This window comes from Qipengyuania gaetbuli (assembly GCF_020171365.1).
In the GTDB taxonomy this organism is placed as follows: domain Bacteria; phylum Pseudomonadota; class Alphaproteobacteria; order Sphingomonadales; family Sphingomonadaceae; genus Qipengyuania; species Qipengyuania gaetbuli_B.
On record NZ_JAIUZO010000001.1, the window covers coordinates 33033 to 59491 of the forward strand.

General features: G+C 63.6%; 28 protein-coding genes. 17 read left to right on the forward strand and 11 right to left on the reverse strand.

Annotated elements, in window-relative coordinates; all coding sequences use genetic code 11:
• Positions 1-61: 61 nt before the first annotated feature.
• Positions 62-862, forward strand: coding sequence for a hypothetical protein (locus LCL94_RS00145; RefSeq protein ID WP_224830480.1), 801 nt, complete (start codon positions 62-64; stop codon positions 860-862).
• Positions 863-869: 7 nt separating this feature from the next.
• On the opposite strand, the gene LCL94_RS00150 is transcribed toward LCL94_RS00145, so the two are convergent.
• The 3 genes from LCL94_RS00150 to hrcA are packed head-to-tail and all read right to left on the reverse strand — an operon-like array spanning position 870 to position 4288.
• Positions 870-2609: a DUF885 domain-containing protein gene (locus LCL94_RS00150; RefSeq protein ID WP_224830481.1), complete on the reverse strand. Its 1740-nt coding sequence runs from the start codon at positions 2607-2609 to the stop codon at positions 870-872.
• A gap of 23 nt (positions 2610-2632) precedes the next feature.
• Positions 2633-3232 carry a nucleotide exchange factor GrpE gene (gene grpE, locus LCL94_RS00155; protein WP_224830482.1) on the reverse strand — a complete coding sequence of 200 codons (600 nt, stop codon included), beginning with the start codon at positions 3230-3232 and terminating at the stop codon, positions 2633-2635.
• Between the two features lie 12 nt (positions 3233-3244).
• Positions 3245-4288 carry a heat-inducible transcriptional repressor HrcA gene (gene hrcA / locus LCL94_RS00160; protein ID WP_224830483.1) on the reverse strand — a complete coding sequence of 348 codons (1044 nt, stop codon included), beginning with the start codon at positions 4286-4288 and terminating at the stop codon, positions 3245-3247.
• Between the two features lie 85 nt (positions 4289-4373).
• Between hrcA and rph the strand changes: the two genes are divergently transcribed.
• Together rph and rdgB are read left to right on the forward strand one after the other, a co-directional pair.
• A complete protein-coding gene (rph, locus tag LCL94_RS00165) occupies positions 4374-5090 on the forward strand; it encodes a ribonuclease PH (protein ID WP_224830484.1) in 717 nt (238 codons plus the stop codon).
• Positions 5087-5713, forward strand: coding sequence for an RdgB/HAM1 family non-canonical purine NTP pyrophosphatase (gene rdgB, locus LCL94_RS00170; RefSeq protein WP_224830485.1), 627 nt, complete (start codon positions 5087-5089; stop codon positions 5711-5713). Before rph ends, rdgB begins: the two co-directional genes overlap by 4 nt.
• Here the strand turns inward: rdgB and LCL94_RS00175 are convergent.
• Positions 5710-6279, reverse strand: coding sequence for a CAP domain-containing protein (locus tag LCL94_RS00175; protein WP_222553307.1), 570 nt, complete (start codon positions 6277-6279; stop codon positions 5710-5712). The genes rdgB and LCL94_RS00175 overlap by 4 nt on opposite strands.
• A gap of 47 nt (positions 6280-6326) precedes the next feature.
• Between LCL94_RS00175 and hemW the strand changes: the two genes are divergently transcribed.
• Together hemW and LCL94_RS00185 are read left to right on the forward strand one after the other, a co-directional pair.
• A complete protein-coding gene (gene hemW, locus LCL94_RS00180; protein WP_224830520.1) occupies positions 6327-7481 on the forward strand; it encodes a radical SAM family heme chaperone HemW in 1155 nt (384 codons plus the stop codon).
• Positions 7478-8374 (forward strand): tyrosine recombinase XerC, encoded by an 897-nt coding sequence (locus tag LCL94_RS00185; protein ID WP_224830486.1) that lies wholly within the window; start codon positions 7478-7480, stop codon positions 8372-8374. The genes hemW and LCL94_RS00185 overlap by 4 nt, the downstream gene beginning before the upstream one ends.
• Here the strand turns inward: LCL94_RS00185 and gshB are convergent, their stop codons facing one another.
• Genes gshB through rsmI form a run of 3 tightly spaced genes read right to left on the reverse strand, consistent with a single transcriptional unit; the run spans position 8375 to position 10558 of the window.
• The gene (gene gshB / locus LCL94_RS00190; RefSeq protein WP_224830487.1) at positions 8375-9343 is read right to left on the reverse strand and encodes a glutathione synthase; all 969 of its coding nucleotides are present in this window, start codon (positions 9341-9343) and stop codon (positions 8375-8377) included.
• Positions 9344-9353: 10 nt separating this feature from the next.
• Positions 9354-9704, reverse strand: coding sequence for a YraN family protein (locus LCL94_RS00195; RefSeq protein ID WP_224830488.1), 351 nt, complete (start codon positions 9702-9704; stop codon positions 9354-9356).
• The gene (gene rsmI / locus LCL94_RS00200) at positions 9701-10558 is read right to left on the reverse strand and encodes a 16S rRNA (cytidine(1402)-2'-O)-methyltransferase (protein ID WP_224830489.1); all 858 of its coding nucleotides are present in this window, start codon (positions 10556-10558) and stop codon (positions 9701-9703) included. Before rsmI ends, LCL94_RS00195 begins: the two co-directional genes overlap by 4 nt.
• Positions 10559-10594: 36 nt before the next feature.
• On the opposite strand from rsmI, the gene LCL94_RS00205 reads away from it, so the two are divergent.
• The 3 genes from LCL94_RS00205 (at position 10595) to LCL94_RS00215 (ending at position 14158) form a co-directional block, all read left to right on the forward strand.
• The gene (locus LCL94_RS00205; RefSeq protein WP_224830490.1) at positions 10595-11737 is read left to right on the forward strand and encodes a penicillin-binding protein activator; all 1143 of its coding nucleotides are present in this window, start codon (positions 10595-10597) and stop codon (positions 11735-11737) included.
• Between the two features lie 62 nt (positions 11738-11799).
• Positions 11800-13776 carry a DNA topoisomerase IV subunit B gene (gene parE, locus LCL94_RS00210; RefSeq protein ID WP_224830491.1) on the forward strand — a complete coding sequence of 659 codons (1977 nt, stop codon included), beginning with the start codon at positions 11800-11802 and terminating at the stop codon, positions 13774-13776.
• Complete coding sequence (locus tag LCL94_RS00215; protein ID WP_224830492.1) at positions 13769-14158, forward strand: hypothetical protein; 390 nt, start codon at positions 13769-13771, stop codon at positions 14156-14158. The genes parE and LCL94_RS00215 overlap by 8 nt, the downstream gene beginning before the upstream one ends.
• A 5-nt stretch (positions 14159-14163) precedes the next feature.
• Here the strand turns inward: LCL94_RS00215 and LCL94_RS00220 are convergent, their stop codons facing one another.
• Complete coding sequence (locus LCL94_RS00220; RefSeq protein WP_224830493.1) at positions 14164-15384, reverse strand: bifunctional alpha/beta hydrolase/OsmC family protein; 1221 nt, start codon at positions 15382-15384, stop codon at positions 14164-14166.
• Positions 15385-15456: 72 nt separating this feature from the next.
• Here LCL94_RS00220 and LCL94_RS00225 point away from each other — a divergent pair, with 72 nt between their 5' ends.
• The 3 genes from LCL94_RS00225 (at position 15457) to LCL94_RS00235 (ending at position 17485) form a co-directional block, all read left to right on the forward strand.
• Positions 15457-15984, forward strand: coding sequence for an RNA polymerase sigma factor (locus LCL94_RS00225; RefSeq protein WP_224830494.1), 528 nt, complete (start codon positions 15457-15459; stop codon positions 15982-15984).
• Complete coding sequence (locus LCL94_RS00230) at positions 15981-16553, forward strand: hypothetical protein (protein ID WP_224830495.1); 573 nt, start codon at positions 15981-15983, stop codon at positions 16551-16553. The genes LCL94_RS00225 and LCL94_RS00230 overlap by 4 nt, the downstream gene beginning before the upstream one ends.
• Positions 16554-16630: 77 nt before the next feature.
• Positions 16631-17485, forward strand: coding sequence for an AAA family ATPase (locus tag LCL94_RS00235; RefSeq protein WP_160607142.1), 855 nt, complete (start codon positions 16631-16633; stop codon positions 17483-17485).
• A 74-nt stretch (positions 17486-17559) separates the two neighbouring features.
• Here LCL94_RS00235 and LCL94_RS00240 read toward each other — a convergent pair whose 3' ends face one another.
• A complete protein-coding gene (locus LCL94_RS00240) occupies positions 17560-18960 on the reverse strand; it encodes a methyl-accepting chemotaxis protein (RefSeq protein WP_224830496.1) in 1401 nt (466 codons plus the stop codon).
• A gap of 122 nt (positions 18961-19082) precedes the next feature.
• Between LCL94_RS00240 and LCL94_RS00245 the strand changes: the two genes are divergently transcribed.
• Both LCL94_RS00245 and LCL94_RS00250 read left to right on the forward strand, forming a co-directional pair.
• Complete coding sequence (locus tag LCL94_RS00245; RefSeq protein ID WP_160607144.1) at positions 19083-20264, forward strand: vWA domain-containing protein; 1182 nt, start codon at positions 19083-19085, stop codon at positions 20262-20264.
• Positions 20265-20322: 58 nt separating this feature from the next.
• Positions 20323-20655 carry a hypothetical protein gene (locus tag LCL94_RS00250; protein ID WP_224830497.1) on the forward strand — a complete coding sequence of 111 codons (333 nt, stop codon included), beginning with the start codon at positions 20323-20325 and terminating at the stop codon, positions 20653-20655.
• A gap of 4 nt (positions 20656-20659) precedes the next feature.
• On the opposite strand, the gene LCL94_RS00255 is transcribed toward LCL94_RS00250, so the two are convergent.
• A complete protein-coding gene (locus LCL94_RS00255; RefSeq protein WP_224830498.1) occupies positions 20660-21862 on the reverse strand; it encodes an exo-beta-N-acetylmuramidase NamZ domain-containing protein in 1203 nt (400 codons plus the stop codon).
• Positions 21859-22401 carry a DOMON-like domain-containing protein gene (locus LCL94_RS00260; protein ID WP_224830499.1) on the reverse strand — a complete coding sequence of 181 codons (543 nt, stop codon included), beginning with the start codon at positions 22399-22401 and terminating at the stop codon, positions 21859-21861. The genes LCL94_RS00255 and LCL94_RS00260 overlap by 4 nt, the downstream gene beginning before the upstream one ends.
• Before the next feature lie 32 nt (positions 22402-22433).
• Here LCL94_RS00260 and tyrS point away from each other — a divergent pair, with 32 nt between their 5' ends.
• The 4 genes from tyrS to cysK all read left to right on the forward strand — a co-directional run bounded on the left by tyrS (position 22434) and on the right by cysK (position 26405).
• Positions 22434-23663 carry a tyrosine--tRNA ligase gene (tyrS, locus tag LCL94_RS00265; protein ID WP_224830500.1) on the forward strand — a complete coding sequence of 410 codons (1230 nt, stop codon included), beginning with the start codon at positions 22434-22436 and terminating at the stop codon, positions 23661-23663.
• Positions 23664-23759: 96 nt separating this feature from the next.
• Entirely contained in the window at positions 23760-24098 is a 339-nt protein-coding gene (locus tag LCL94_RS00270; RefSeq protein WP_160607149.1) for a PilZ domain-containing protein, read from the forward strand.
• A 76-nt stretch (positions 24099-24174) separates the two neighbouring features.
• Positions 24175-25488: an MFS transporter gene (locus tag LCL94_RS00275; RefSeq protein WP_224830501.1), complete on the forward strand. Its 1314-nt coding sequence runs from the start codon at positions 24175-24177 to the stop codon at positions 25486-25488.
• Positions 25485-26405: a cysteine synthase A gene (cysK, locus tag LCL94_RS00280; protein ID WP_224830502.1), complete on the forward strand. Its 921-nt coding sequence runs from the start codon at positions 25485-25487 to the stop codon at positions 26403-26405. Before LCL94_RS00275 ends, cysK begins: the two co-directional genes overlap by 4 nt.
• Positions 26406-26459: the final 54 nt, after the last annotated feature.

Genomic DNA, 26459 nt, shown 5'->3' on the forward strand with positions numbered 1-26459 from the left:
TCATTCAGGTGCAAGGTCTCAGGGGCAAAAGTGCCCGGGCCCGGCAAGGTGGGAGGCATTCTTGGACAAACGGTACCTGTTTTCGGTCGCAGCAGTCTTCGCACTAGGAGTGCATCCCCTTCCTGCCGCTGCCCAGGACGGACCGGATTCCGCAGCCCTCGTGGAGCAAGCCCTCGCCGAAGCCCGTCGTGCGCAACCGAACATCGAGGTGCAGGCGCTCACCTGCGCGGAAAACCAGCGCCAGATCGCGATAAGCGACGGCGTGACGATCCTTTACCCCTGCGGCCTCAGGGACGTGGTCGAGGACAGATTTGACGCGACCATGCTCGTCACACTGTTGCTCGCAGAGCCTGCCGCGATCGTGCCAACCTTCGACAAGGGCGTTCCCCTGCCCGAAGCCGTTGCAGCGATCGGTGCGGCAGCGCTTGGAGCGGGGCTCGATCCGGAAACAGGTGTCGAGAAAATACAGCGCAATGCTGCAGCGCGCTCAGGCGAGCCCAGTCCGCCTCTTTCCGCCTATCTCGCCCGCGATTCCAAGGCTTACAAGCAAGAGGTCGCCCGCGCCGAGAGCGAGGATAACCTGCGCCGGACCTCCGAACGCAGCGAGGAACGTCGCCGTGAACGCGCTGCGGAAGAACGGGCCGAGGAGCAGGCACAGGAAGCCCGTTACCGCTCGGTCACCGATTTCCTCAATCTGGCCCATGCGCAGGGCTTCTGTCCGGCCGACGGTCGCGCCTTCCTGAAGCGTGCGACGGCCTATTCGACCAGTCCGTTACAGAACGACCGGCCGATGGGCCTGTGGGCGGACGACCGCCGCCATGCGCTGGAGCCCTATCTCAACGACATGACCCGCTGCCGCTGAGGCAGCCTCAGTCGTAGTTCACGCCGGGCAGCCCCTGCCCGCCATCGGCGATGAAGGCGTCGATCCGCTCTTCCAGCACCGGAAGCGGGACGGACCCGAGCGAAAGCACAACATCGTGGAACTTGCGGATGTCGAACGCGGGCCCAAGCTCGCTTTCGGCTTTCGCACGCACGCGGCGGATGGTCATTTCGCCGAGCTTGTAGGCCAGCGCCTGGCCCGGCCAGCTGATGTAGCGATCGACCTCGGTCCCGACCTCGTGCTGCGACAGGGCGGTGCGCGAGGCGAGGTATTCCATCGCCTGTTCGCGGGTCCAGCCATAGTGGTGGATTCCCGTGTCGATGACGAGGCGCACCGCGCGCCACATCTCGTAGCTCAGCTGGCCGAAGCGTTCGTAGGGCGTGCGGTAGATGCCCATCTCGTTGCCAAGATACTCGGTATAGAGGCCCCAGCCCTCACCAAAACCCGAGAAATAGACCTGTCGGCGAAAGGGAGGCGCTTCTTCGCGTTCGAGTGCGATGGCGGCCTGGAAGGAATGGCCGGGCGCGCATTCGTGCATCGTCAGAGCCGGGATATTGTATACCGGCCGCGACGGCAGGTCGTAGGTGTTGATCTGGCAGTAATCGAGCCCGCCCCGCCCTGCGGTATAGAAAGGCGCGATGGCAGGGTCGACGGGTCGCAGGCCGTTCCGGTAGCGCGGCAGGAAACCGAAATATTCGTCGAGGCGATCGTCCACGCGTTTTGCCGCATAGGCCGCAACGCCCATTAGCTCGTCGGGAGTCCTCGCCACGAACTGCGGGTCAGTGCGAAGGAAGGCGACGAATTCCGCCAAGGTGCCCTCGAACCCTGCCTCGGCTTTCACCTTCTCCATTTCGTCAGTGATCCGCGCGACCTCTGCCAAGCCGATCCGATGGATTTCCTCCGCCGTCAGGTCGAGCGTGGTGTATTCGCGAATCTGCTGCGCATAATATTCACTGCCTTCCGGGAATTCGCGGGCCCCAAGTGTCTCGCGGGTTGCAGGCACATATTCCTCGCGGAAGAAGGCGAGGAAATCACGGTAGGCGGGCGTCACGCCTTGCGTGATAGCCGCCCTCCCTTCGGCCAGCAGGCGTGCTTTTTCAGCCTCTGAGAATCGCTCGGGCATCTGAGCGAATGCGCCCCAGAATGGGCTCTGTTCCGGGTCATCGACGACATAAGCGACGAGCGAAGCATCGCGCCCCTCCAGCGTCACCCTTGGCACGCTGAAGCCTCGCGACAGACCGGCGCGGGCATTGGCCTTCTGTTCAGAGAAATAGCGCGGGATGTCGCGTAGGCGGCCAATGTAGCGCTCGTATTGCTCCACCGTGGCAAAGCCCCGGCGTGCCGCAAGATAGCTCCAGAAATTGTTGTCGCTGTCGAAGGGCATTTCCCACTCGCGGAAGCGGGCATCGCCGATTTCCGTTTCGAGCAGGTGGCGGAAAACCGCCGCATCGATCCGCCCCCGTGCCGATAGGGTCGCCGCGTCGATCGCGTCGAGCCGGGCAAGCATCTCTTCGGCATAACCGGCACGGGCCATGTTGGCTTCCGGCGTGACCGACCACAGCTGCGCGCCTTGCGAGGTAGACCCGTCGGCCTCCACGACCTGCCCGTAATCGGCAAGGCGCTGCTTGTGCCAGCTGTCGGCCAGCGCCAGCACCGCCGCGTCGTCGGCCAGCGCGGGAGATGCACACAGGGCGGCAAGGACCGCCATCGATTTGAAAGCGGTCCTCATGCTCAACCCCTCGTCAGGCAAAATCAGTCGGGTTTCTTGGCGACGCCGACCATGGCCGGGCGCAGCAGGCGATCCTTGATCTTGTAACCTGCCTGCATCTCCTGGACGATGGTGCCCGGCTCGACCTCGTCGGTCGGGATTTCCATCATCGCCTGGTGCTCGTTCGGGTCGAGCGGCATGCCCATCGCGGCGACGCGGGTGATGCCGTTCTGCGTGAACACCTTGTCCAGCTCGCGGCGGGTCGCCTCGATACCCGCGATGAAGCCTTTCAGCTTCTCGTCTTCGCGCTGTTCTGCCGGAATGGCATCGAGCGCACGGCCGAGGTTGTCGGCCACGCTCAGGATATCGCGGGCGAAACCGGTTGCGGCATAGTTGCGGGCGTCCTGGATGTCCTTTTCCATGCGGCGGCGCACGTTCTGCGTTTCGGCGCGGGCATAGAGCGCATCCTGCTTGGCAGCTTCGAGATCGCTGCGCAGGCTGGCGAGCGCGTCTTCGAGCGAATCCGCTCCGCCTTCATCGTCCTCGCCATTGTCGCGCAGGTGTTCCGGCACGCCTTCCATCTCGCGCGCCACTTCCTCGTCGACCGCACTGTCCTGCGGTTCGTTGTTGTTTCCGTTGCTCACTGATTAACCCTGTCAGCCAATTCTCTTGCCCAATGATCGGGCCGTGAAATCCACCATGGGGACGACGCGCGCGTAATTCAACCGAGTCGGGCCGATCACGCCCAGCACGCCGACCACCTTTCCGTCGCGGTCGCGGTAGGGCGCGGCGATGACGGAGGAGCCGGAAAGCGCGAACAGGCGGTTCTCGCTGCCGATGAAAATCCGCAAGGCTTCTGCCTCGCGCGCATTCTCCAGCAGGGCGGCGACCGACTGCTTGTTTTCGAGGTCGTCGAGGAGGGAGCGCACCCGCTCGATATCGGAGAGCGCGGTCTCGTCGAGCAGGTTCGCCTGTCCTCGCACAATCAGGACAGGCCGGTCGGCAGTATCCTGCGTCCAGGTGGCAAGCCCCCGCGCAACCAGATCGCGGCTTGCCTCGTCGAGCGCGCTACGCCCGCTCGCGATCTCCTGTTCAACCATGCGCGCAGCCTCGGCCAGCGTGCGGCCGGAACTGCGAGCGGTGAGGTAATTGCTAGCCTGTTCGAGTGATACGCCAAGTGCGCCGGACGGCACGGCGAGGATGCGATTTTCTACATGGCCATCCTCGCCCACCAGCACGGCCAGTACGCGGTTCGCATCGAGCGGTGTGAGCGATATTTGCGACAGGCGTGGTTCGCGCCGGGGGACCATGACCATGCCCGCTGCCCCGGAAAGATCGGACAACAGGGCGCTGGTTTCCTCCAGTGCGCGCTCGATCGGGCCGGGCTCGCCGAGGCGCTGCTCGATAGCTGCACGTTCTTCCCGTGTTGGCTCGGCCACCTGCATCATCGCGTCCACGAACAGGCGCAGGCCGCTTTCGGTGGGCATCCGTCCGGCGCTGGTATGCGGAGCCGCGAGGAGGCCGCGATGTTCAAGCTCCGCCAGCACCGAGCGGATCGAGGCCGGTGAAAGGTTCACCCCGCCCTCGCCCGCAAGCGCCTTCGACCCAACGGGCGTACCCGTGTCGAGATAGCCCTCGACCACGAGGCGGAAGATTTCGCGGGCGCGGTCAGACAGGTCGGTGAGCGGAGGGCCGTTCATACCCCCCTATCTAGCCGCTCCCCTTGCGGCCTCAAGGGGCTTGCTCCAAAGCCGTGCACGAGATTCGACTGCATTGGAGACACAAATGCGACCTTCCGGACGCGCGCCCGACGAGATGCGCGCTATCACCATCGAAACCGGCTACACCAAGCACGCCGAAGGCAGTTGCCTCATCAGTTTCGGTGAAACGAAGGTGCTGTGCACCGCCAGCGTGGAGCGGAACGTGCCGCCGTGGATGCGCGGCAAGGGCGAAGGTTGGGTCACGGGTGAATATTCAATGCTCCCCCGCGCGACCCACACGCGTGGCCAGCGCGAAGCGGCCAAGGGCAAGCAGAGCGGAAGAACGCAGGAAATACAGCGTCTTATCGGACGTAGCTTGCGCGCTGTCGTGGACCTGCGGAAGCTCGGCGAACGCCAGATCACCCTCGATTGCGACGTGATCCAGGCCGACGGCGGCACGCGGACGGCCTCGATCTCGGGCGCATGGGTGGCCCTGCGCCTTGCAGTGGACGGCTTGATGAAAAGCGGCGACATCGTCGAGGATCCGATCGGAGCCAAGGTCGCCGCGATTTCCTGCGGCATCTACAACGGCACACCGGTGCTCGACCTCGATTATCCCGAAGACAGCTCGGCCGATGCCGATGCAAACTTCGTGCTGATCGAAGGCGGCAAGATCGCCGAGGCACAGGCCACGGCCGAAGGTGCGCCCTATGACGAGGAAGCGTTCCTGCGCCTCCTGCGCCTCGCCCAGATGGGCTGCGCTCAGGTCTTCCGCGCCCAGGACGAGGCGACGCGCAAGTGACCCGCCGGATCGGTTCGGGAAGCCTCGTGATTGCCACGCACAATGCGGGCAAGCTGAAGGAGATTTCCGCCCTCCTCGCGCCGCATGGCGTGAAGTGCATCTCGGCGGGATCACTGGGCCTGCCCGAACCGGCCGAAACCGGCACGACTTTCGTGCAGAATGCCCTGTTGAAGGCGCGGGCTGCGGCAGAGGCTTCGGGCCTTCCCGCGCTGGCCGACGACAGCGGGTTGTCAGTCGAGGCGCTGGACGGCCGTCCGGGTGTCTATACCGCCGACTGGGCGGAGCGGCAGTGGTTCGAAGGCGATCCGGGGCGCGACTGGTACATGGCCATGGGCAAGGTCGAAGGGATGCTGCAGCAGAAGGGCGACGGTGTGGACCGTTCCTGCGCCTTCCACTGCGTGCTGGCAATCGCATGGCCCGACGGCGAGATGGCGGTTTACGAAGGCACTGCGCCGGGCACGCTAACCTGGCCTCCGCGGGGGACGCTGGGCTTCGGTTACGACCCCGTGTTTGTGCCGCGGGGCATGGAGCAGACTTTCGCGGAGATCGATCCGGAAGAAAAGCACCGCATCAGCCACCGCGCCGATGCCTTTGCCAAGCTCGTCGCCGAGCAGTTCGCCTAGTAGGCTTTACGGCCCCAGACATTGCCAGCGGGCCAGTACCGGCACACCAGCACGTCCCATCCGTGGTCGTTCACGACCGAGCAGCCGACTTCCTGCGTGTCGCGCCAGATGACCTGCGTGTAGTGGGCGACATCCGCCCATTTGCCGGTGCGCGAGATTTCGGGGAAGTTGCCGTGCCGGTAGTGCCGCTTTTCGTCGATGAACATGTTGACCATGGTTTCGACCGGCCATTGTCCGGCCGTACCCATCCAAAGGTTCTCGCCCGTGCCGTTACGCACCGCGTTGTCCGCATGCTGGAGCCTGCCCATGCTGGCGAGCTCGTGCCCCCACTGCTTGGCCTCGCGTTCCAGCGCGCGGTTCCATTTGAGCTTCGGCAAGCCCAGCGCCTCGCGCTCGCGGTTGTGAAGCGCTAGGATGTGCGACGCCTGGCGATCGCTCATCCGGTTGTCATATCGCGCTTCGGGCAGCCCCGAGGCACTGCGCGCGCTTGCAGCAACGCTCGCACCCGTGGCACAGAGCATTCCGAGAGATGCCAGTACGGCAGCAAGAAGTTTCGACCCGTCCATTGCCCGCGATTAAACAGCGCGCACCTTAAAGATCAATGAAGGCACACTTGGCCAAAGCCCTCTACATTCACTGGCCCTTCTGCCTCGCAAAGTGCCCTTATTGCGACTTCAACAGCCATGTGCGCGAACGCACCGACATGGCGGTTTGGGAAGCGGCACTTCTGTCCGACATGCGCCGCGAAGCAGGTCAGGCCGGATCACAGGAACGGCTCGCAAGTATCTTTTTTGGTGGGGGAACTCCGTCACTCATGCCTCCTGCACTGGTGGGAAGACTGCTTGAGGAAGCGGAGCATTTGTGGGGCTTCGAGGACGGGATCGAGATCACGCTGGAAGGCAATCCGTCGTCCGTCGAAGCGGCGAATTTCGCATCGCTGGCGAGCGTCGGAGTGAACCGCGTATCGCTGGGCGTTCAGTCATTGCGCGACGAAACGCTCCGTTTTCTGGGCAGGTTGCACGGCGCGCAGGAAGCGCTCGACGCGCTGGAGACTGCTCAGAGCCATTTCGAGCGGGTTTCGATCGACCTCATCTATGCTCGCCCCGACCAGTCGATGGCAGATTGGGAGAAAGAGCTGGCGCAGGCGCTGGCGCTCGGAACCGATCATCTCTCGCTCTACCAGCTGACGATAGAGCCCACGACGCGCTTTGCGACAGATGTGCGGCGAGGCGTGTTCACGCCGCTCGAGGACGATCCCGCAGCCGACCTCTTCGCCCTGACCCGCGAGATGACCGCCGCTGCAGGCCTTCCGGCCTACGAGATCAGCAATCACGCGCGGACCGGCCAGGAAAGTCGGCACAATCTCACATACTGGCGATACCAGGACTATTGCGGAATCGGACCCGGCGCGCACGGAAGGCGTGGCGGCGTAGCGACGACGCGGCACAAGAAACCGGAGAATTACCTCGCCGCGGTGGAGGCGCAGGGGGACGGCATTGCTGAAGCGCGCACACTGACCTTGCGTGAACAGGCATCAGAGGCCCTGCTGATGGGTTTGCGCCTCAACGAAGGCGTCGACCTCGACGATATGTCCCGCCGCTTCGGCGTCGTGAAGGAAGACCTCGTGGATGACGCCAAGCTGGCGCTCTATCGCGACCTCGGCCTCGCATGGTCGAAGGACGAGCGGATCGGCGTCACCGAGGCAGGAATGCCGCTGCTCGATGCCTTGCTAGGCGAGCTTGTTCCCGCAGAACTGGTCGAGGGGTGAGCAGCCCCGAATGCCTCGAGGCGTGGCAGAGCCACCTTGCCCTGGCCCAGAGACGCTCGGCACACACGGTGCGTGCCTATGCCGCGGCCGCACGGCGACTGATGGTGCGTCTCGACCTCGAAACTTTCGAGGATGTAGCGACCCTGTCGGCGCAGGAAGTCAGGGCACATCTGGCGTCGCGGCGCAGCGACGGGCTGGCGAACGCATCGGCGGCGCGGGAGCTGTCCGCGCTGAAGGGCTTCATCGCCTTTGCCAAGGCGCAGGCCGGGCATGACGTCACGCAGCCCCCGCGTCTTCGCGGGCCGCGCTTGAAGAAGGGCCTGCCCCGCCCGGTGTCGCCCGACGACGCGCAAGGCTTGGCCGAAACCGTAGATGCGCTTGCTGCTGAAGAATGGATCGGCGCGCGCGACCGGGCTGTCCTGCTGCTGCTATATGGTGCCGGCCTGCGCATTTCGGAGGCGCTTTCCCTGACCGGAGCAGACCTGCCGCTGGGAGAGCGGCTGACCGTGACCGGCAAGGGCTCGAAACAACGCGTGGTGCCGATCCTGCCGATCGTGCGTGAGGCGGTCGAGGAATATTGCCACCTCAACCCCTGGCCGACCGGGCGCGAAGATCCGGTCTTCCGCGGTGCGAAAGGTGGCCCGCTGTCGCAGGGCGTCGTCCAGAAAGCGACAGCACAAGCCCGCCGCGCGCTCGGCCTCCCCGATACGGCGACGCCCCATGCCTTGCGGCATAGCTTTGCCACCCATCTGCTTGGTGCAGGTGCGGACTTGCGTAGCCTTCAGGAACTGCTCGGTCATGCGAGTTTGGGGTCAACGCAGATCTATACGAAAGTCGACGCAGCCAGCCTGCTCGACACCTATCGCAACGCCCATCCGCGCGACCGCGACTGATTACATCGCGGCGTGGCGACGCTCGATGGCGTCCCAGATAAGTGCGGGCGTATCGGTGCCGTTGAACTTGTCGATAGCCACGATCCCCGTGGGCGAGGTGACGTTTATTTCGGTCAGGTATTTGCCGCCAATGACGTCGATACCGACGAACACGAGCCCGCGCCGCTTCAGTTCAGGGCCCATAGCCGCGCAAATCTCTTCCTCCCGCTCCGACAATTTGGTGGCCTCGGCATAGCCGCCTTGTGCAAGGTTCGAACGGAACTCACCTTCGCCCGGGAAGCGATTGATCGCGCCAGCGAATTCACCGTCAATGATGACGATACGCTTGTCGCCTTCGGCCACCTCGGGAAGGAAGGGCTGGACCATGTGCGGTTCGGGCCAGGTCTGGTTGAACACCTCGCTCAGGGCAGACAGGTTGGTGCCATCCGCATCGATCCGGAAGATCGCCTTGCCGCCATTGCCATGCAGTGGTTTCACGACGACCGAGCCGTGCTTCTTCTGGAATTCGCGAATGTCCTCCAGCTTCCGCGCAACCAGCGTCGGCGGCATGAAGCGGGCGTAATCGAGCACGAACATCTTTTCTGGTGCGTTCACCACTTCGCGCGGGTCGTTGACAACCAGCGTCGTGCCTTTCAGCCGGTCGAGCAGCAGGGCCGAGCTGATGTAGCCGAGGTGGAACGGCGGGTCCTGCCGCATCAGCACCACGTCGATGTCCCGTGCAAGGTCGATGCGGCGCCGCTCACCCGCCTTGAAGTGGTCGCCAGCCACGCGCTGGACAGTAACCGGCGCGGCATGGGCCGTGATGCGCCCGGCAGGCGTGCCGTCGCTTTCATAGGCCAGCGTAGTGACGTCGTAATGCCAGACCTCGTGGCCGCGTGCCTGGGCGGCCAGCATCAGGGCAAAACTGCTGTCGCCCGCGATATTGATGCTTTCGAGCGGGTCCATCTGGACGGCGACGCGTAAGGGCATGGATTATCCTTCAGGGTTGCCAGGCATTGGCGATGTGGCGAGGGAATGCGCCGGGCGCAAGGAGGATGACGTCAATGCGGATATCCTCACCTTGCGTGGCATAGCGATGGGCGACCGCTTCGGCTGCCGCCGCGACACGGGCAAGGCGCCTTTCGTCAATTGCGAGGTCGAGATCATCGCGGCGCGTGCGCCATTTCACCTCGACGAAGGCGATAGTCCCGCCGCGCTTCGCCACCAGATCGATTTCGCCAGCGGGCGTTTTGACGCGCGTGTCGAGGATGCGCCAGCCCTTCGCCCTCAGCCACAGGCCCGCCCTCGCCTCTGCGTCGCGGCCGCTTCTTTCGGCTATCTGCCGCTTCATCCCGGCTTGAGATCCATCGCCCTTGCGTAAAGCGCCTTGCGGTCGAGCCCCGTCGCCTTGGCTACATGGCCTGCCGCCTGTGAAGGCTTCATCGTGGCCAGCGCCTCGATCAGCATGTCGTCGGCATCTGCTTCATTGGCCTGCTGTGCTTCCGGAGGTCCGATCAGCAGGACGATCTCGCCCTTGGGGGGATTGGCATCGTAATAGGCCATTAGTCCGGCAGAGAAGCCGCGCCGGCATTCCTCGTGGAGCTTGGTCAGCTCGCGCGCGACGGCGATTTCCCGCTTGGGCATCACATCCTCGATCGCGGCGAGCGACTTGAGCAGGCGCGGCGCGGTTTCGTAGAAGATCAGCGTTGCGTCGATGGCCGCCATTTCGGCCAGCAGCTCGCGGCGGGCCTTTTCCTTTGTCGGCAGGAAACCGGCGAACAGGAACCGGTCGTTGGGCAAGCCGGACAGCGTCAGTCCCACCACCGCCGCGCATGGTCCGGGGATGCTGGTCACGGGAATGCCCTGCTCGCGGCAGTCGTTGACCAGCCTGTAGCCCGGATCGCTCACCATCGGGGTTCCGGCATCGCTGACCAGTGCCACGGCGCGGGTCCACATCGAGTCCAGCAGGCGCGAGCGGTCGCGGTGCTCGCTATGGTCGTCGTAGCGCCACAGGGGCTTGGAGATACCGAGATGCTTCAACAGCTTGCCGGTGACGCGCGTATCTTCGCAAGCAACACCGTCGCAGCGTGACAGTATGTCCACGGCTCGCAAGGTGATGTCGCCCAAATTCCCGATGGGGGTGGCAACAAGGTAGAGCCCCGGTGTAAGGCTCTGGTCGGAAGTCTGGGGGGCGGGATCGCTCACACCCCTTCATGAACACCGACAAGGGACGCGGCAAGCATGGCATTTGCATTTATGAACCGGCGAAACCTCATCATGGCGACGGGTGCCGTGTTGCTGGGAGGCTGCTCGATCATTCCCAAGAGCGGCCAGCCGACGACCCCCACGCCGACGCCCGAGCCGAGCGCGACTGCCCTGCCAGAAGACTCGAAGCGCCACCGCGTTGCCCTGCTGGTTCCCCTGTCGGGAGAGAACGGAGAAGTCGGTCAGTCGATCGCCAATGCGACGACGATGGCGATCCTCGACACCAATGCCGACAACCTCCGGATCACGACCTACGACACCTCGCGCGGTGCACAGGCGGCCGCGCGGCAGGCGCTGGCGGACGGGAACAAGTTGATCCTTGGCCCGCTGCTGGGCAGCAATGCAGCCGTGGTCCGCGGTGTGGTCGCCAATTCGGGCGTGCCGATCATCAGCTTTTCCAACGACACTTCCGTCGCGGCCCCCGGCGTTTTCGTCATGGGCCACATCCCCGAACAATCGGTGGACCGGGGCGTCGAATACGCACGCACGATCGGTGCGCGCAATTTCGCCGTCCTTGCGCCCGACAGTGACTATGGTCGGAGGGCAGAAGCGGCCATGCAAAGCGCTCTTGCAAGCCATGGCGGTACGCTTGTCGCAACCGAGCGATATGCGCGTTCGAACACCTCGGTGGTGAGCGCTGGGGGCCGCCTCAAGGCCAAGGGCGGTTTCGATACCGTGCTGATCGCCGATGGCGGCACTCCCTCGATCCGCGGTGCGGAGGCTGTAGCGGGGTCATCGGTTCGCCTTCTGGGCACCGAGCGCTGGGCGGGTGAGAGTGAACTGCTCGGCTCCCCGGCCCTGTCGGGAGCCTTGTTCTCGGCAGTCACGGACAAGCGCTATCCCGATTTCGTCACCTCGTACCAGGCGCGGTTCGGAGGTCAGCCTTACCGGATCGCGACACTGGGCTATGACGGTGTTCTCCTCACCTTGCGAGCAGCGCGCGAGTGGAAGGTGGGACAGCCTTTCCCCGTCAACGTGCTGTTCCAGGACGGCGGCTTCGACGGCATGGACGGCCCCTTTCGTTTCCGCCGCAACGGCGTGATCGAACGGGCGATGGAAGTCCGCAAGGTCCAGGGTGGCAGCTTCACGACGGTATCGGCAGCACCGACGGGCTTCTGACAGGCGGATAACGTAAGCGGAGCGCTTGTGCGGGCGGATTCGCGCGCGATATAGCCACCACCATGTCCGACGATCTTTTCGAGAATACGCCCACTTCCAGCGGCGACTATGACGCATCCTCCATCGAGGTCCTCGAAGGCCTCGAACCGGTGCGCCGTCGCCCGGGCATGTATATCGGCGGCACGGACGACCGCGCGCTTCACCACCTTGTCGCCGAAGTGCTCGACAACGCAATGGACGAGGCCGTCGCCGGCCATGCCACGCGCATCGAGATGCGGCTCGACGAGGGCAACCGGGTCACCATAAGCGACAACGGACGCGGGATTCCGGTTGGGGAGCATCCGAAGTATCCGGGCAAGTCCACGCTCGAGGTGATCCTTACGACGCTGCACTCGGGCGGCAAGTTTTCGGGCAAAGCCTACGCCACCAGCGGCGGCCTCCACGGTGTCGGCGTCTCCGTAGTGAACGCATTGTCGAGCCTGACGCGGGTCGAGGTCGCCCGAGACAAGCAGCTCTACGCGCAGGAATTCTCCAAGGGGCATCCAGTGGGCAAGATCGAGGAACTCGGCCCCACGCCCAACCGCCGCGGCACGACGGTCACCTTCATCCCCGACACCGAGATTTTCGGCGACCGCAAGTTCAATCCCAAGCGGTTGTTCAAGCTGGCGCGCTCCAAGGCCTATCTCTTCGCCGGCGTCGAGATCCGCTGGCGCTGCGCGGATAGTCTGGCAAGCGACGACGTTCCCGCAGAGGCAGTCTTCAAGTTTCCCGGCGGCCTTGCCGACCATCTCGCCGAACAGATTGGCGGGCGCGAATGCGTCACCACCCAGCCTTTTGCGGGTAGCCAGGACTTTCCCGACGACCAGGGCCGCGTGGAATGGGCAATCGCATGGCCGCTGTTCTCCGACGGTTCGTTCAGCTGGTACTGTAACACTGTGCCGACGCCCGATGGCGGTACGCACGAACAGGGCCTGCGTGCCGCACTGACCAAGGGCCTGCGCGCTTTCGGCGAACTGACCGGCGTGAAGAAGGCCAAGGACATCAGCGCGGACGACGTGATGAACGGGGCCGAGGTCATGCTCAGCGTCTTCATCCGCGACCCGCAGTTCCAGAGCCAGACCAAGGACCGCCTGACCAGCCCGGAAGCTGCACGCTACGTCGAAAACGCGGTCCGCGACCACTTCGACCACTTCCTCTCCGACAACATGGACCGGGGCAAGGCGCTGCTCGGACAGGTCATGGAGCGCATGGACGAGCGCCTGCGCCGCAAGGCCGAACGCGAAATCAAGCGCAAGACCGCGACCAACGCCAAGAAGCTGCGCCTCCCCGGCAAGCTCACCGATTGTTCGGGCGAAGGCGATGGCGATACGGAACTGTTCATCGTCGAAGGCGACAGCGCAGGCGGCAGCGCCAAGCAGGCGCGCAACCGCAAGACACAGGCCATCCTGCCCATCCGCGGCAAGATCCTGAATGTCGCCTCGGCCACCGCCGACAAGATCCGCGCGAACAGCGAAATCGCCGACCTGGTGCTCGCCATGGGTTGCGGGACGCGCAAGGACTGCGATCCTGAAAACCTGCGTTACGACCGCATCATCATCATGACCGACGCGGACGTCGACGGCGCACATATCGCGACGCTTTTGATGACCTTCTTCTTCCAGGAAATGCCGGAAGTTGTCCGGAACGGGCACCTCTACCTCGCCCAGCCCCCGCTCTATCGACTGACGTCCGGCAAAGAGAGCCGCTACGCCCGCGACGATGCGCACCGCAAGGAGCTGGAAGAAACGGTCTTCAAGGGCAAGAAGGTCGAGGTCGGCCGCTTCAAGGGTCTTGGCGAAATGAACCCGCAGCAGCTTCGCGAAACCACCATGGATCCCGAAAGCCGCAGCCTGATCCGCATCACCCTGCCGCAGGAATTCGAACAGCGCGCCGTGGTCAAGGAACTGGTCGACCAGCTCATGGGCCGCAACCCGGAACACCGGTTCAATTTCATCCAGAACAACGCCGGCGAATTCGACCGCGAAATGATCGATGCCTGATCCTCAGGGCGAGGACATCGAAGACTTCGACGAGCCCGAAGAGGGCGACATCATGGCTGGCGACCGGCGCATTGCCCGGGCCGACACTGCCCTGCCCGACTGGTATGCCTCGGACACGCATTACCGGCCGATTCCCATCGTCTGGTTTGCCGGAGCTCTCCTGCTCCAAGTCATCACGCAACCGGTGGTCGTTTTTCTCGGACTGGGCTTGCTCGGCCTATCGCCGCTTGTGGTGCTGGCCTTGGCATTGCTCACGACAGGCCTGATCTGGCATCACACCTGGGAACGAGGAATGTCAGTTGCCAGCGGTGTGTGGAAAGCAGCAACGTTCGCGATGCTCGCTTTCTTCCTCGGGATTACCGCGCTCGGACTGGCCAGCTAGCGCGCCTATTCGCCAGCCCGCGTGTGGATGTGCAGTTCGCCCTCCAGCGTGCGGTGCACCGGGCACTTGTCGGCGATTTCCATTAGTTTCGCGCGCTGCTCATCGTCCAGTTCTTCTCCGCGGATCGTGATGCTGCGGTTGAGCGCCTGCATCTGCATGCCTTCCGCCATGGCCTCGGCGTGCGAGCAGGACTTCGTGTGATCGCGCTCGTGTGTCACGTGGACGCGAACACCTTCGAGCGGCCATCCTTTCCGATCGGCGTACATTTTCATCGTCATGGCGGTGCAAGTGCCCAGCGCAGCGTTGAGCAGGTCGTATGGCGTCGGTCCGCTGTCGTCTCCGCCATAGCTCTTGGGTTCGTCGGCGATAAACTGGTGCGAGACGGTGTGGACCTCGGTTCCGAACTTGCCGTGGCCGGTGCAGGCAACGATCCCTTCTTCCGGCATGGGCCAATCGGCGGAAAGCGGCATGTAACGATGCGCCCAGGCTGCAATTACGCTGGCGGCAAAGCGGGCATCTTCCTCGTCCAGCAATAGGTGGTCTGCGCCTTCCAGACTTACGAAGCTCTTTGGATGTTTGGCGGCTTGGAACAGTGCGCTGGCATGTTCGATTCCGACCACCGCATCGGTGGGTGAATGGAGGAAGAGCAGCGGCTTTCGCAGCCGGGCTACCTCAGCAAGCAGGTCGACGTTCTCTACCTTTTCGATGAATTCGCGCCCCAGAGTGAACTCGCGTCCGCCGATGCGCACCGCTCCCTCGCCGTGCTCCCGGATCGCATCGATGTCGCCGTCGATATTTCCCAGGACATGGGGAACGTCGGACGGGGCACCGATGGTCGCAATCGCGGCAATCCGGTCGAAGCCGATCTCGTCTGCCGCCGCCAAAACGGCTGCCCCGCCGAGGCTGTGGCCGACCAGCAGGATCGGCCGTCTAAAACGCTCCAGCAGTTGGTCTGCCGCCTCGACCAGGTCGGACACGTCGGCCGCAAATCCGGCGCGTCCGAAGTCGCCGCCGCTGCCGCCGAGGCCGGTAAAGTCGAACCGCAAGGTCGCGATCCCCTCGCTCGCCAGTGCGCGGGCCACGGCAATCGCCGCCTTGCTTTGCTTTGTGCAAGTGAAGCAGTGCGCGAACAGCGCCACACCGCGCACGAGGCCGGTCGGCAGCTCGAGCGAGCCGGTCAATTCATGGCCTGCCTGCGTGGCAATGGTCAGGTTCTCGGTCGGCATCGGTGCTCCTTCGACTGGCGCTTTTTTTCGGCGGGCGTGTAAGAAATACGCGTGGGGGCGGACTAAGGATACATGACCGAGGAAAAGCAACACGCATACTATCGCGAGGCAGGGGCGCAATTCGCCCCGGCCATCGCCCGCCTCGCCCGCGCGATGGAGCGCGATGGCGACAAGGCACGCGACCTGGAACAGGACATCCACTGCGAGCTCTTCCGCAGCTTCGCCCGGTTCGAAGGACAATGTGCGCTCAAGACCTGGGTGTACCGCGTGGCTCACAACGTGGCTGCCGAACACCGCCTTCGCGAAAGCCGACGCATGCCTACCGTGTCGCTGGACGAGACAGATGACCTGCCAAGCATGGGCAGCGGAGAAATTGCTGCTGCGGAAGGCCACGCCGTTGCCCGCGCGCAGGAACTGATCCGCCAGCTGCCGACGCTGGATGCGCAGGTCATGCTGCTGTGGCTCGAAGGCGAAAGCGCCCGCGACATCTCCGAAGTCACCGGCCTCGCTTCCGGCACGGTCGCCACCCGCATCCACCGGCTCAAGACTGCCCTTGCCGACCAGTTCGGCACCCCCGTTCACCAGGAGACAATTCGATGACCCAGGACCCGTTCAACTTCTGGACCCGTGAAAATTCCGACGCGAATTTCAGCGAACCGGGCGCGTGCCGGGCACGCAGCACTCGGTTCGAAAAGAGCATCCGTCGCCGCAACCTGCTGGAATATGCCGCCGGTGCGCTGGTGATCGGAGTGTTCGGCGCTCTCGCAGTATTTTTCGCCGGCGAAGGCGAGTGGGCGCTTTCCGGGACCGTCGCCATGACCGTTACCGCTGCAATCTTTGTGGTGGGCAAGCTCCACCGCGACGGCAGCGCGCAAGCACGTTCCCCCGAAGCAAGCTGCAAGGATCACCTGCGCAGCCAGCTCGTCCGGCAGCGCGACCTGCTGCGCGGGGTTCCGACCTGGTATCTCGCGCCCTTCGTGCCCGGCCTCGTCGGCTTTTACCTCGTCGTCACGGCCAATGTGGCCGAGGTCCAGGGTTGGGCTGCCGCGCTGGAAGGCGTCTGGTTCAAGTTTGTCGCGACGGCCGTGTTCTTCGTCTTCGTTGGTTGGCTCAACCTGCACACCGCCCGCAAGCTCGACCGGGAAATCGCCGCGCTCGACCGGGCGTAAGCACCGGAGCGCCGGACCGCTCTTGCACGGTCCGGCGCTTGCCCCTAACGCACACGTAAAGTTGCAAGGAAAAACCGATGTCAGACCAGACCCGTTTCGAAGGCACCAGTTCGTATATCGCGACCGACGATCTGAAGGTCGCCGTCAATGCCGCGGTCACGCTGCGCCGTCCGCTGCTGGTCAAGGGCGAACCGGGCACGGGCAAGACCGTGCTCGCCCATGAAATCTCCAAGGCGCTCGATGCCCCGCTGATCGAATGGAACGTCAAGTCGACCACCAAGGCGCAGCAGGGCCTCTACGAATATGACGCGGTCGCCCGCCTGCGCGACGGCCAGCTGGGTGACGAACGCGTCCACGACATCTCGAACTACATCAAGAAGGGCAAGCTGTGGGAGGCGTTCACCAGCCCCGAACTGCCCGTCCTGCTAATCGACGAGATCGACAAGGCCGACATCGAGTTTCCGAATGACCTGCTGCAGGAACTCGACCGGATGAGTTTCGACGTCTACGAGACGCACACGCGGATCGAGGCGAAGGAACGTCCGATCGTCGTCATCACCTCGAACAACGAGAAGGAATTGCCCGACGCATTCCTGCGCCGCTGCTTCTTCCATTACATCAAGTTCCCCGACCGCGAGACGATGCGAGACATCATCGAGGTCCACTACCCGGGCATCCAGAAAAACCTGGTCAGCAAGGCAATGGATATCTTCTACGAACTGCGCGACGTGCCGGGCCTGAAGAAAAAGCCTTCGACGAGCGAGCTGCTCGACTGGCTGAAGCTGCTGCTGAACGAGGACATGCCGCTGGAAGTGCTGCAGGACAGCAATCCCAATAGCGCCATTCCGCCGCTGCACGGGGCCCTGCTCAAGAACGAGCAGGACGTGATGATGTTCGAACGCCTTGCCTTCATGGCACGCCGCCAGCCCTGATAAAGGCCGGACCGGACGAGAAAAGGGCGCGCTCCGCTTGCGGAACGCGCCCTTTTTCCTTGGGGTGAACTTGATCAGCCGAAGCTGTAGGCGAGCTCGAAATCGCCCCAGCGGCGACCGTTGATGTAGACCGGCACGTAGACATTGCGGACCACAACGTAATTCCGGCCATCGCCTTCCTGGCGGTAGACCGCCATCGTGTAGGGATCCTTGGTCGATTTCGCGACGAGATCCACGCCTTCGAGGATGATGCGGCCGTTGCGGCAGTATTTCGTGTCGTGCGCCAGTTCGCCGATAGGCTTGCGCGAATGTTCGGTGACATGGGTCGGCAGGAAGCCGTTCATGTCGGCCTGCGAACACATGATGACATGGCCGCCTTCGCCGACGACTGCATCATTGATCGGACGCCAGTTGGCATCCGCCCAATCGCTGAGGCTGGTGCGGTAGAGCTGCGGGTTGGTGCCCGGCTGCGGGCGATAGTTCTGGTCGAAGAGCTGCTCGGCCGTGAGTTCGCCATTGGCGATGGCTTCTTCGGCGCGGGCGACGATCTTCTTGGCGTGCTCCTGAGCGCGCTCGACCATCGCACTGTCTTCAGGCGAAAGGCCCGCCTTGACCAGCTTGTCGAACATGTCGCTGGCCGTCAGCTCCAGCTCCTCGATGCGGTCGTGAGCGGTGGCGAGGCGCTGCTCGTTCTCGCTGGCGGCACGGTCGAAACTTTCGATCACGGACGAAACCCGGTCGACGTGCTCGGTCATCATGCCGGTTGCACGGGCGATCTGGTCGTTCTGCTGGTCGACTTCCTCGACCAGCTGCGACACGCCGGAAATGGTGGAATCGATGCTGGCGACCGAGGTCTTGGCCTCGTTCGATGCCCGGGCACCAGCCTCGATACGCTCGATCACGGTGGCTGCTTCCGCACCCAGCGTTTCGATCACGTCCGATATCTCGTCGGTCGCCTTGCGGGTTTCACCGGCGAGCGACTTCACCTCGTTGGCGACCACGGCGAAGGTGCGACCCGCATCGCCTGCACGCATCGCTTCGATGGTGGCATTGAGGGCGAGGATGTTGGTCGTCTCGGCGATCTGTTCGATATCCTGCGAACAGCGCTTCACCTGGTCCATGGCCGCCGCGAAGCCGGTCACGTGCGTTGCCAGCGTCTCCACGAGGTCGAGCAGGCTGGTGATCTGGCTAAGGGAGGACTGGATCTGCTTGGTCCCCTGCCCCAGGCGCTCGATGGCGCGGGCGGACAGCAGGCGGGCCTCGTCGGATGCCTCGGCGACCTTGCGCTGGTCCTTTTCGAGTTCATGGACCGTGCCCTGCAGTTCCGCATGTTCCGCACGCAGGATGCCCGAACTGTCGATCACGGCCTGCACGATACCGGCGACGTCGGTGCAGCCGACCGTGACCTTGCCGCAGGCTTCCGGAATTGATTCCAGGCTCGACGCCTTCGCAGCATCAATCGCGGTGAGTTCCATGTGTGACGATCCCTTTGTCCCTGTTCGCCGGATCATCTAAACGGAAGTGGTTATTGTCCGGTTAAGGGCAATCCACGATTTCCCTCTTCCACCGCCCTGCGGATGCAGGCTAGGAAGCGCGGATGTTCTTCAATTTCGTCGACGAGCTTCGGGCCGCGGGTATCCCCGCCAGCTTCAAGGAACACCTCACGCTGCTGGAGGCGCTCGACAAGGACGTGATCGAGCAGACACCCGAGGCGTTCTATTACCTCTCCCGCGCGACCTTCGTGAAGGACGAAGGCCTGATCGACCGCTTCGACCAGGTGTTCAGCCGCGTGTTCAAGGGCATCATGTCCGATTATGGGCAGAACCCGGTCGACATCCCGGAAGACTGGCTGAAGGCAGTCGCAGAGAAATTCCTCTCCGAGGAAGAGATGGCCAAGATCAAGTCGCTGGGCGACTGGGACGAGATCATGGAGACGCTGAAGAAGCGGCTCGAAGAGCAGGAAAAGCGCCACCAGGGCGGCAACAAGTGGATCGGCACCGGCGGTACCAGCCCCTTCGGCAACTCGGGCTACAATCCCGAAGGCGTGCGGATCGGCGGCGAGAGCAAGCACAAGCGCGCCCTGAAGGTCTGGGACAAGCGCGAGTTCAAGAACCTCGACAACACCAAGGAACTGGGCACCCGCAACATCAAGATGGCGCTACGCCGCTTGCGCCGTTTCGCCCGCGAAGGCGCCGCGGACGAGCTGGACCTCGATGCGACGATCGAGGGCACGGCCAAGCAGGGCTGGCTCGACATCCATATGCGGCCCGAGCGGCACAATGCCGTCAAGCTGCTGCTGTTTCTCGACGTGGGCGGATCGATGGACCCGTTCATCAAGGTGACCGAAGAGCTGTTCAGCGCCGCGACGAGCGAGTTCAAGAACCTCGAATTCTTCTACTTCCACAACTGCCTCTACGAAGGTGTGTGGAAGGACAACAAGCGCCGCTGGCAGGAGCGTACCAAGACTTGGGACGTGCTCCACAAATACGGCCACGACTACAAGATCGTCTTCGTCGGCGATGCCGCGATGAGTCCCTATGAAATCACCCATCCGGGCGGCAGTGTCGAGCACATGAACGACGAGGCTGGCGCGGTGTGGATGCAGCGTGTCACCAACACCTATCCCGCCACGGTCTGGCTGAACCCGGTGCCGGAAAAGCAATGGGGCTATTCCCAGTCGACCAAGATCATGAAGCAGCTGGTCAACGACCGGATGTATCCGCTGACGCTGGACGGTCTCGACGATGCTATGCGCGAACTGAGCCGCAAGCAGGGCTAAGCCACCGGTTTGCCAAGGTTTTTCGTTTGCGGTATCTTGCGCCGCGAAAGGAAGGCTGATGCACTACCTTGCCCTTACCTGCCTGCCGCTAGCCGGACTGGTGCTTAGCGCGCAATCTCTGCCGCGCGTCGTGGAACCCGAAGGCCAGATCCTCAATCTGCGCGAGCCGCAATCGGCACGATGCAACGAGGTAATTCGCGAAGTTCGCGTAACCGGCGGGCTACCTGCCTTGCAGCGAGGGCCTGCGACCGGCGAGGACGGCTATATGATCGCGGCCGTGGACAAACGGGTCGATGGCTGTGCCGTCATGCAGATGCATGGCGACGTGAACGACTTGCGGCCGCTGCCCGAACCGACGGACGAATATCTCCTCCGTCCCGCAAGCGACTAGGCACTCAGCTATAAATGAGGTGCGGCGCGATGGTTTCGCGCCATGCTGCCTCGTCGCGGGAAGCGATCTCGTCGAGATCACCCGCCTCGGCCTCGCTATCGTCCACCCATTCGCGAAGTGACGGCCCGCCGTTGATCACGTCGATCGCGAGCCGGTCGAACTCGTATTCATAGGGAAAGTTGCGCCAGATCTCGTAGTCCGGGTACAGCGTGCGGATGGCCTTGAAGGCCAGTGCCTGAAGCCGCCAGGGCTTGAATTCATGATGGTCGTAGAACGGACCTTCTGCGTGGATCATCAGACCGTTACACAGCTTTCCTGCGTGCTTGTGGAAGGTCGGTTCGAACCAGCATTCGCGCAAGGCGCAGCCGCGTAGCCAGCTCGGCGCCTGCCGGCGCATTTCTGCCAGGACTGAGGGTGCATCGATATCGGGCGCGCCGAACAGGACCTCCAGCGGGCGGGTGGTGCCCCTGCCCTCGCTCAGCGTGGTGCCTTCCAGCATGACAGTGCCGGCATAGGCGCGGGCCATGTTGACGTTGGCGGCATTAGGGCTGGGGTTGATCCACACCCGGTCATCCGGCCAACCGTAACCGGGTGCCTTGCCGGGCTTCCAGCCTTCCATCTCGATCACGCGATAGTCCACGTCGAGCTTGAAATGGTCGACGAACCAGCGCCCCATCTCGCCCATGGTCATGCCGTGGCGCATTGTCATGGGCGCTGCGCCGACGAAACTCTCCTGCCCCGGCACCAGCAGCGTGCCCTCGACTGGTCCCCCAGCGGGATTGGGGCGGTCGAGAACCCAGACTTCCTTCCCGCCCTTGGCCGCTTCCTCGAGCAGGTAAAGCAAGGTCGTCACGAAGGTGTAGATGCGGCAGCCGAGGTCTTGCAGATCGAACAGGAAGACGTCCGCCGTGCTCATCATCTGGCCGGTCGGACGGCGCACCTCGCCGTAGAGGCTGAAAACGGGGATGCCGTGGCGCGGATCGGTTTCGTCCGCGGTTTCGACCATGTTGTCCTGCTTGTCACCCTTGAGTCCGTGCTGCGGTCCGAAGGCGGAGGTGACATTGATACCGCGCGCAATCAGCGCGTCGAGCGAATGGTCGAGCTGCGCCGTGACCGACGCCGGATGCGCGACAAGCGAGACACGCTTGCCTTCGAGGGGAGCGCGAAGTTCGGCCTGTGTGAGCAGGCGATCGATACCGAATTTCATGCCGCGTTGGGTGGCCCAAGCTCCGCCTTGAAGCAAGACGCATCGTGGAAATCCGGCTGATCTTTCCCATGATCCATCGCCCAGAAGCTCTTGATGCCGCCCTCTTCCTCGATGACGCAGGTCAGGCCCATCGCGCTGGGGGCGTCAGGCAGGGCAGAGTTGGGAAGCGCAGCATCGAAAATCGCGAAACTGCTGCCGAGCCGCATGGTGCACGCGGGCTCCCGGGGAACGGGCCGTTCGGACATGCCGTCTCGGTAGCCGGAAAAGTCGTAAGCGTTCCATCGCTCGGACGGCGAGAGATTCCATTCCGAGTAAGCTTCGCCCTCCATGGGGTTGAGAAACATCTCGAAACAGGTGGTTTTCCAAAGCTCGTCGGCCCTGCCCCTGCCCGCGAACTGTGGCACGATGAGGCGCGAAGAACCCTCCACCCGCCAGCGAAGTCTCAGCCAATCGGCATCCCGGCCGATGATCCGTGCCTGCACGCTTGTGACCTCGAGAGGTGGAAAGGCGGGATGCGCGATCAGTTCATGCGTTTGCACGGGGCCTCGTTCCTGCTAGCGGGCGGCCTGTCATGAGCAGTCACCAATCCGAACTCCTGCGCGTGCTCGAAGAGCGCGGCTACATCCACCAGGTCACCGATGTGGAGGGACTCGATGCCCTCGCCGCCAGCCAAGTGGTGCCCGGCTATATCGGCTTCGATGCCACCGCGCCAAGCCTGCATGTCGGCAGCCTCGTCCAGATCATGATGCTGCGCCGCCTCCAGCAGGCCGGACACAAGCCCATCGTCGTGATGGGCGGCGGCACGACCAAGGTGGGCGATCCATCCGGCAAGGACGAAAGCCGCAAGATGCTCACCAACGAAGATATCGACGCAAACATCGCCGGTATCCGCAAGGTGTTCGAACGCCTGCTGACCTTTGGCGGCGGGCCGACCGATGCGGTCATGGTCAACAATGACGAATGGCTGAGCCAGCTCGGCTACATCGAGTTGCTGCGCGACGTCGGGCCGCATTTCACGATCAACCGGATGCTCACATTCGATTCGGTCAAGCTGCGGCTCGAGCGCGAACAGCCGCTGACATTCCTCGAATTCAATTACATGATCCTGCAGGCCTACGATTTCCGCGAGCTGGCGCAGCGTTACGGCTGCCGTTTGCAAATGGGCGGCAGCGACCAGTGGGGCAATATCGTCAACGGCATGGAACTGGCGCGCCGGATGGACGGCAGCGACCTGTTCGGCCTGACCACCCCGCTGCTGACCACTGCGGACGGGTCCAAGATGGGCAAGACCGCCGCCGGCGCCGTGTGGCTCAACGAGGAGCAGCTGCCGAGCTACGATTTCTGGCAGTACTGGCGCAATGTCGACGACCGCGACGTGGGCCGTTTCCTGCGCCTGTTCACCGATCTTCCGCTGGACGAGATCTCTCGTCTCGAGGCGCTGGAAGGAGCCGAGATCAACAGCGCCAAGACCGTCCTCGCCAACGAAGTGACCAAACTTGTGCGCGGCGCGGAAGCTGCCGCACTGGCGGAAAAAACCGCCTCCGAGACCTTTGCCGGTGGCGGCGCTGGCGAGGATCTTCCAACCCTGTCGGTCGGCGAGGAAGGCGTGCGCATTGGCGCGGCCCTGACTGCACTGGGGTTCACCGCCTCGAACGGCGAAGCCAAGCGCAAGCTGGCTGAAGGCGCGGTCAAGCTGGACGGCGAGACGGTGAGCGATCCCGGTCACCTGGTGGAGATTGCCGAAGGCGTCGAGGTCAAGCTTTCGCTGGGCAAGAAGAAGCACGCGATCCTGCGCCGCTGAGAAAATTCTCACCCTACAAGTTCGGTTAACCGGATATTTGCCTTTTGCGGGCAAGTTGCAGGGATAAGGTTTGTCAAAAGCAAGGGATCGTCTCGCATGAGTGCCGGAGCACAACTCAGCGTCACCGACCAGCGCCGCCTGGCGCGCCACCCGGTCGACCACCCGGTTATCGCTGAACACCACAGCCGTGGCGACATGCGCATGCATATCGCAAATATCTCGGCCAACGGGTTCATGATCGACGATGCGCAGGACGTTGCGCGCGGCGACCGCGTCGTCGTTCGCCTGCCCGTCATCGGCCGCATCGAAGCCTATTGCATCTGGAGCCGCGACAATCGCGCCGGTTTCCAGTTCGAGCGCATCATCCGCGTCGACGACTTCCTGTCGCTGATCGACACGCTGCAGCCGAACCCGCGCCTGCGCCGCCTGCGCTAGGCTGCCCAACATTCATTTCTGAACGCGCAAGCAGGCGTCTCTTCACAAGCGAAGGGGCGCCTGCCATGCGTTGGGCGTGAGAGAGACCGACACGCCCCCTTCCCCCGACACATCGCCGCTGCGCATCGCGAATTTCCGCGCCTACTGGATTTCGCGCCTGTCGATGACGCTGGCCCAGTACGCGATGATGCTGATCATCGGCTGGCAGACCTACAATATCGCGCGCGACGGCGGGATGGGTGTGGCAGAGGCGTCGGGCCAGCTGGCACTGATCGGCCTGCTGCAATTCGTCCCCCTGTTTATCCTGACCCCGTTTTCCGGGTGGGCGGCGGATCATTTCGACCGGCGCAACCTCGCTCGCCTGACGGTAGCGCTGCAGTTTGTGTGTGCGGTACTGCTCGCTTGGCTGACGGCCAGCGATACGCTTTCGCTCGCCTGGATCTTCGCTGTCGCGGTGCTGCTAGGGATAGCGCGAGCCTTCTCCGGCCCTGCGCTTTCCGCCCTTGCACCCAACCTCGTGCCAAAGGCGATCCTTCCCAATGCCATCGCCCTGTCGAGCATTTCATGGCAGGTCGGCATGATCGTAGGGCCCGCACTGGGCGGTTATTTTTACGCCATCGAGCCCTTCTCGCCCTATGCGGCGGCAGGGGTCCTGTTCCTGGTCTCAATGACCGCGCTGTCGCTCATCGGCAAGGTGCCCCAGCCCCCGCGCGAGGCGAACAAGCGACCAATCCACCAGATGGTGGAAGGCCTGCGTTACGTGGTGCGCAACAAGATGGTGCTCGGCGCCATCACGCTGGATCTCTTCGCGGTATTCCTGGCCGGCGCGACGGCGCTCTTCCCCGTGTACGCGCGCGACATCCTCGAGGTCGGGGAAACCGGCCTCGCCCAGCTTGCCATGGCGCCTGCCGTGGGTGCGGCGCTGACCGCGCTGTGGTTTTCTTTCCGCCCGCTGCAGAACAATGTCGGACCCAAGATGCTGTGGGCCGTCGCCATCTTCGGCGCAGCGACGATCGTTTTCGGCCTGTCCACGTCCATGCCGCTCAGCCTTGCCATGCTGTTCATCGTGGGCGCGGCGGACATGTTCAGCGTCTATATCCGTCAATCGCTGATCCAGCTCCACACGCCTGACGACAAGCGCGGGCGCGTCTCGTCGGTCAGCCTGCTGACGATCAGTGCCTCCAACGAGTTCGGCGATTTCTTTTCGGGCAGTCTGGCCTACGCCATCGGGCCGGTCGCGGCTGTGGTCGGCGGTGGCGGCGGTGCGATCCTGACGGTCGCCCTCTGGTCGAAGATTTTCCCCGTCCTGCGAACCACCCGGACCTTTGACCCGCCCGAGGAATTGCAGGAAGATACCCCCACCGGAAAGCTGCAGGAGCAGACCCCATGAAAGCCCAGTCCGTCCTCGAAACCATCGGCGGCACGCCCCACATCCGCCTCGCGCGCCTGTTCCCCGACCACGAGGTCTGGGTGAAGAACGAACGCGCCAATCCCGGCGGTTCGATCAAGGACCGCATCGGCCTTGCCATGATCGAGGACGCGGAGAAATCCGGCCGTCTCAAGCAGGGCGGCACGATCATCGAACCGACCAGCGGAAACACCGGTATCGGCCTCGCCATCGCCGCGGCAGTCAAGGGCTATACCCTCGTGCTGGTCATGCCCGAGAGCATGAGCATCGAGCGTCGCCGCCTGATGCTCGCCTATGGGGCGAAGTTCGATCTCACACCCAAGGAAGGCGGCATGAAGGGCGCGATCGCCCGCGCACAGGAGCTGGTCGAGCAGACCGAAGGCGCCTGGATGCCGAGCCAGTTCGACAACCCTTCCAATTTCGAAGTCCACAAGCGCACGACCGCGCAGGAAATCCTTTCCGATTTCGCAGATACGCCGGTCGACGTGATGATCACCGGCGTCGGCACCGGCGGACACCTGACGGGCTGCGCCGAGGTGCTGAAGGATAGCTGGCCCGCCATGAAGGCCTTTGCCGTCGAACCGACGCTTTCGCCCGTGATCAACGGCGGACAGCCCGGACCTCACCCCATTCAGGGCATCGGAGCTGGTTTCATTCCCGAGAACCTGCACACCCAGTCGATCGACGGTGCCATCCAGGTCGACCCGGAAGACGCCAAGGAATGGGCGCGACGATGCGCCGTGACCGAAGGCCTGCTGGTCGGGATCTCGAGCGGCGCCACGCTCGCCGCCATAGCGCAGAAGCTCTCCGATCTACCCGCGGGCAGCCGCGTGCTTGGCTTCAATTACGACACGGGCGAGCGCTACCTTTCGGTACCCGATTTCCTCCCGACCGAGTGACCTGAGGCAGGGGCGCTTTTCGACGAAAGGCGCCCCCGTCCCTGCCAATTGCAT

Excerpts from the sequence above, each read along its gene's own strand:
- LCL94_RS00150 (WP_224830481.1), bottom strand. The coding sequence starts at position 2,609 with ATGAGGACCGCTTTCAAATCGATGGCGGTCCTTGCCGCCCTGTGTGCA.
- hrcA (WP_224830483.1), bottom strand. The coding sequence starts at position 4,288 with ATGAACGGCCCTCCGCTCACCGACCTGTCTGACCGCGCCCGCGAAATC.
- rph (WP_224830484.1), top strand. The coding sequence starts at position 4,374 with ATGCGACCTTCCGGACGCGCGCCCGACGAGATGCGCGCTATCACCATC.
- LCL94_RS00175 (WP_222553307.1), bottom strand. The coding sequence starts at position 6,279 with ATGGACGGGTCGAAACTTCTTGCTGCCGTACTGGCATCTCTCGGAATG.
- gshB (WP_224830487.1), bottom strand. The coding sequence starts at position 9,343 with ATGCCCTTACGCGTCGCCGTCCAGATGGACCCGCTCGAAAGCATCAAT.
- LCL94_RS00195 (WP_224830488.1), bottom strand. The coding sequence starts at position 9,704 with ATGAAGCGGCAGATAGCCGAAAGAAGCGGCCGCGACGCAGAGGCGAGG.
- LCL94_RS00205 (WP_224830490.1), top strand. The coding sequence starts at position 10,595 with ATGGCATTTGCATTTATGAACCGGCGAAACCTCATCATGGCGACGGGT.
- parE (WP_224830491.1), top strand. The coding sequence starts at position 11,800 with ATGTCCGACGATCTTTTCGAGAATACGCCCACTTCCAGCGGCGACTAT.
- LCL94_RS00215 (WP_224830492.1), top strand. The coding sequence starts at position 13,769 with ATGCCTGATCCTCAGGGCGAGGACATCGAAGACTTCGACGAGCCCGAA.
- LCL94_RS00220 (WP_224830493.1), bottom strand. The coding sequence starts at position 15,384 with ATGCCGACCGAGAACCTGACCATTGCCACGCAGGCAGGCCATGAATTG.
- LCL94_RS00225 (WP_224830494.1), top strand. The coding sequence starts at position 15,457 with ATGACCGAGGAAAAGCAACACGCATACTATCGCGAGGCAGGGGCGCAA.
- LCL94_RS00230 (WP_224830495.1), top strand. The coding sequence starts at position 15,981 with ATGACCCAGGACCCGTTCAACTTCTGGACCCGTGAAAATTCCGACGCG.
- LCL94_RS00235 (WP_160607142.1), top strand. The coding sequence starts at position 16,631 with ATGTCAGACCAGACCCGTTTCGAAGGCACCAGTTCGTATATCGCGACC.
- LCL94_RS00240 (WP_224830496.1), bottom strand. The coding sequence starts at position 18,960 with ATGGAACTCACCGCGATTGATGCTGCGAAGGCGTCGAGCCTGGAATCA.
- LCL94_RS00245 (WP_160607144.1), top strand. The coding sequence starts at position 19,083 with ATGTTCTTCAATTTCGTCGACGAGCTTCGGGCCGCGGGTATCCCCGCC.
- LCL94_RS00250 (WP_224830497.1), top strand. The coding sequence starts at position 20,323 with ATGCACTACCTTGCCCTTACCTGCCTGCCGCTAGCCGGACTGGTGCTT.
- LCL94_RS00255 (WP_224830498.1), bottom strand. The coding sequence starts at position 21,862 with ATGAAATTCGGTATCGATCGCCTGCTCACACAGGCCGAACTTCGCGCT.
- tyrS (WP_224830500.1), top strand. The coding sequence starts at position 22,434 with ATGAGCAGTCACCAATCCGAACTCCTGCGCGTGCTCGAAGAGCGCGGC.
- LCL94_RS00270 (WP_160607149.1), top strand. The coding sequence starts at position 23,760 with ATGAGTGCCGGAGCACAACTCAGCGTCACCGACCAGCGCCGCCTGGCG.
- cysK (WP_224830502.1), top strand. The coding sequence starts at position 25,485 with ATGAAAGCCCAGTCCGTCCTCGAAACCATCGGCGGCACGCCCCACATC.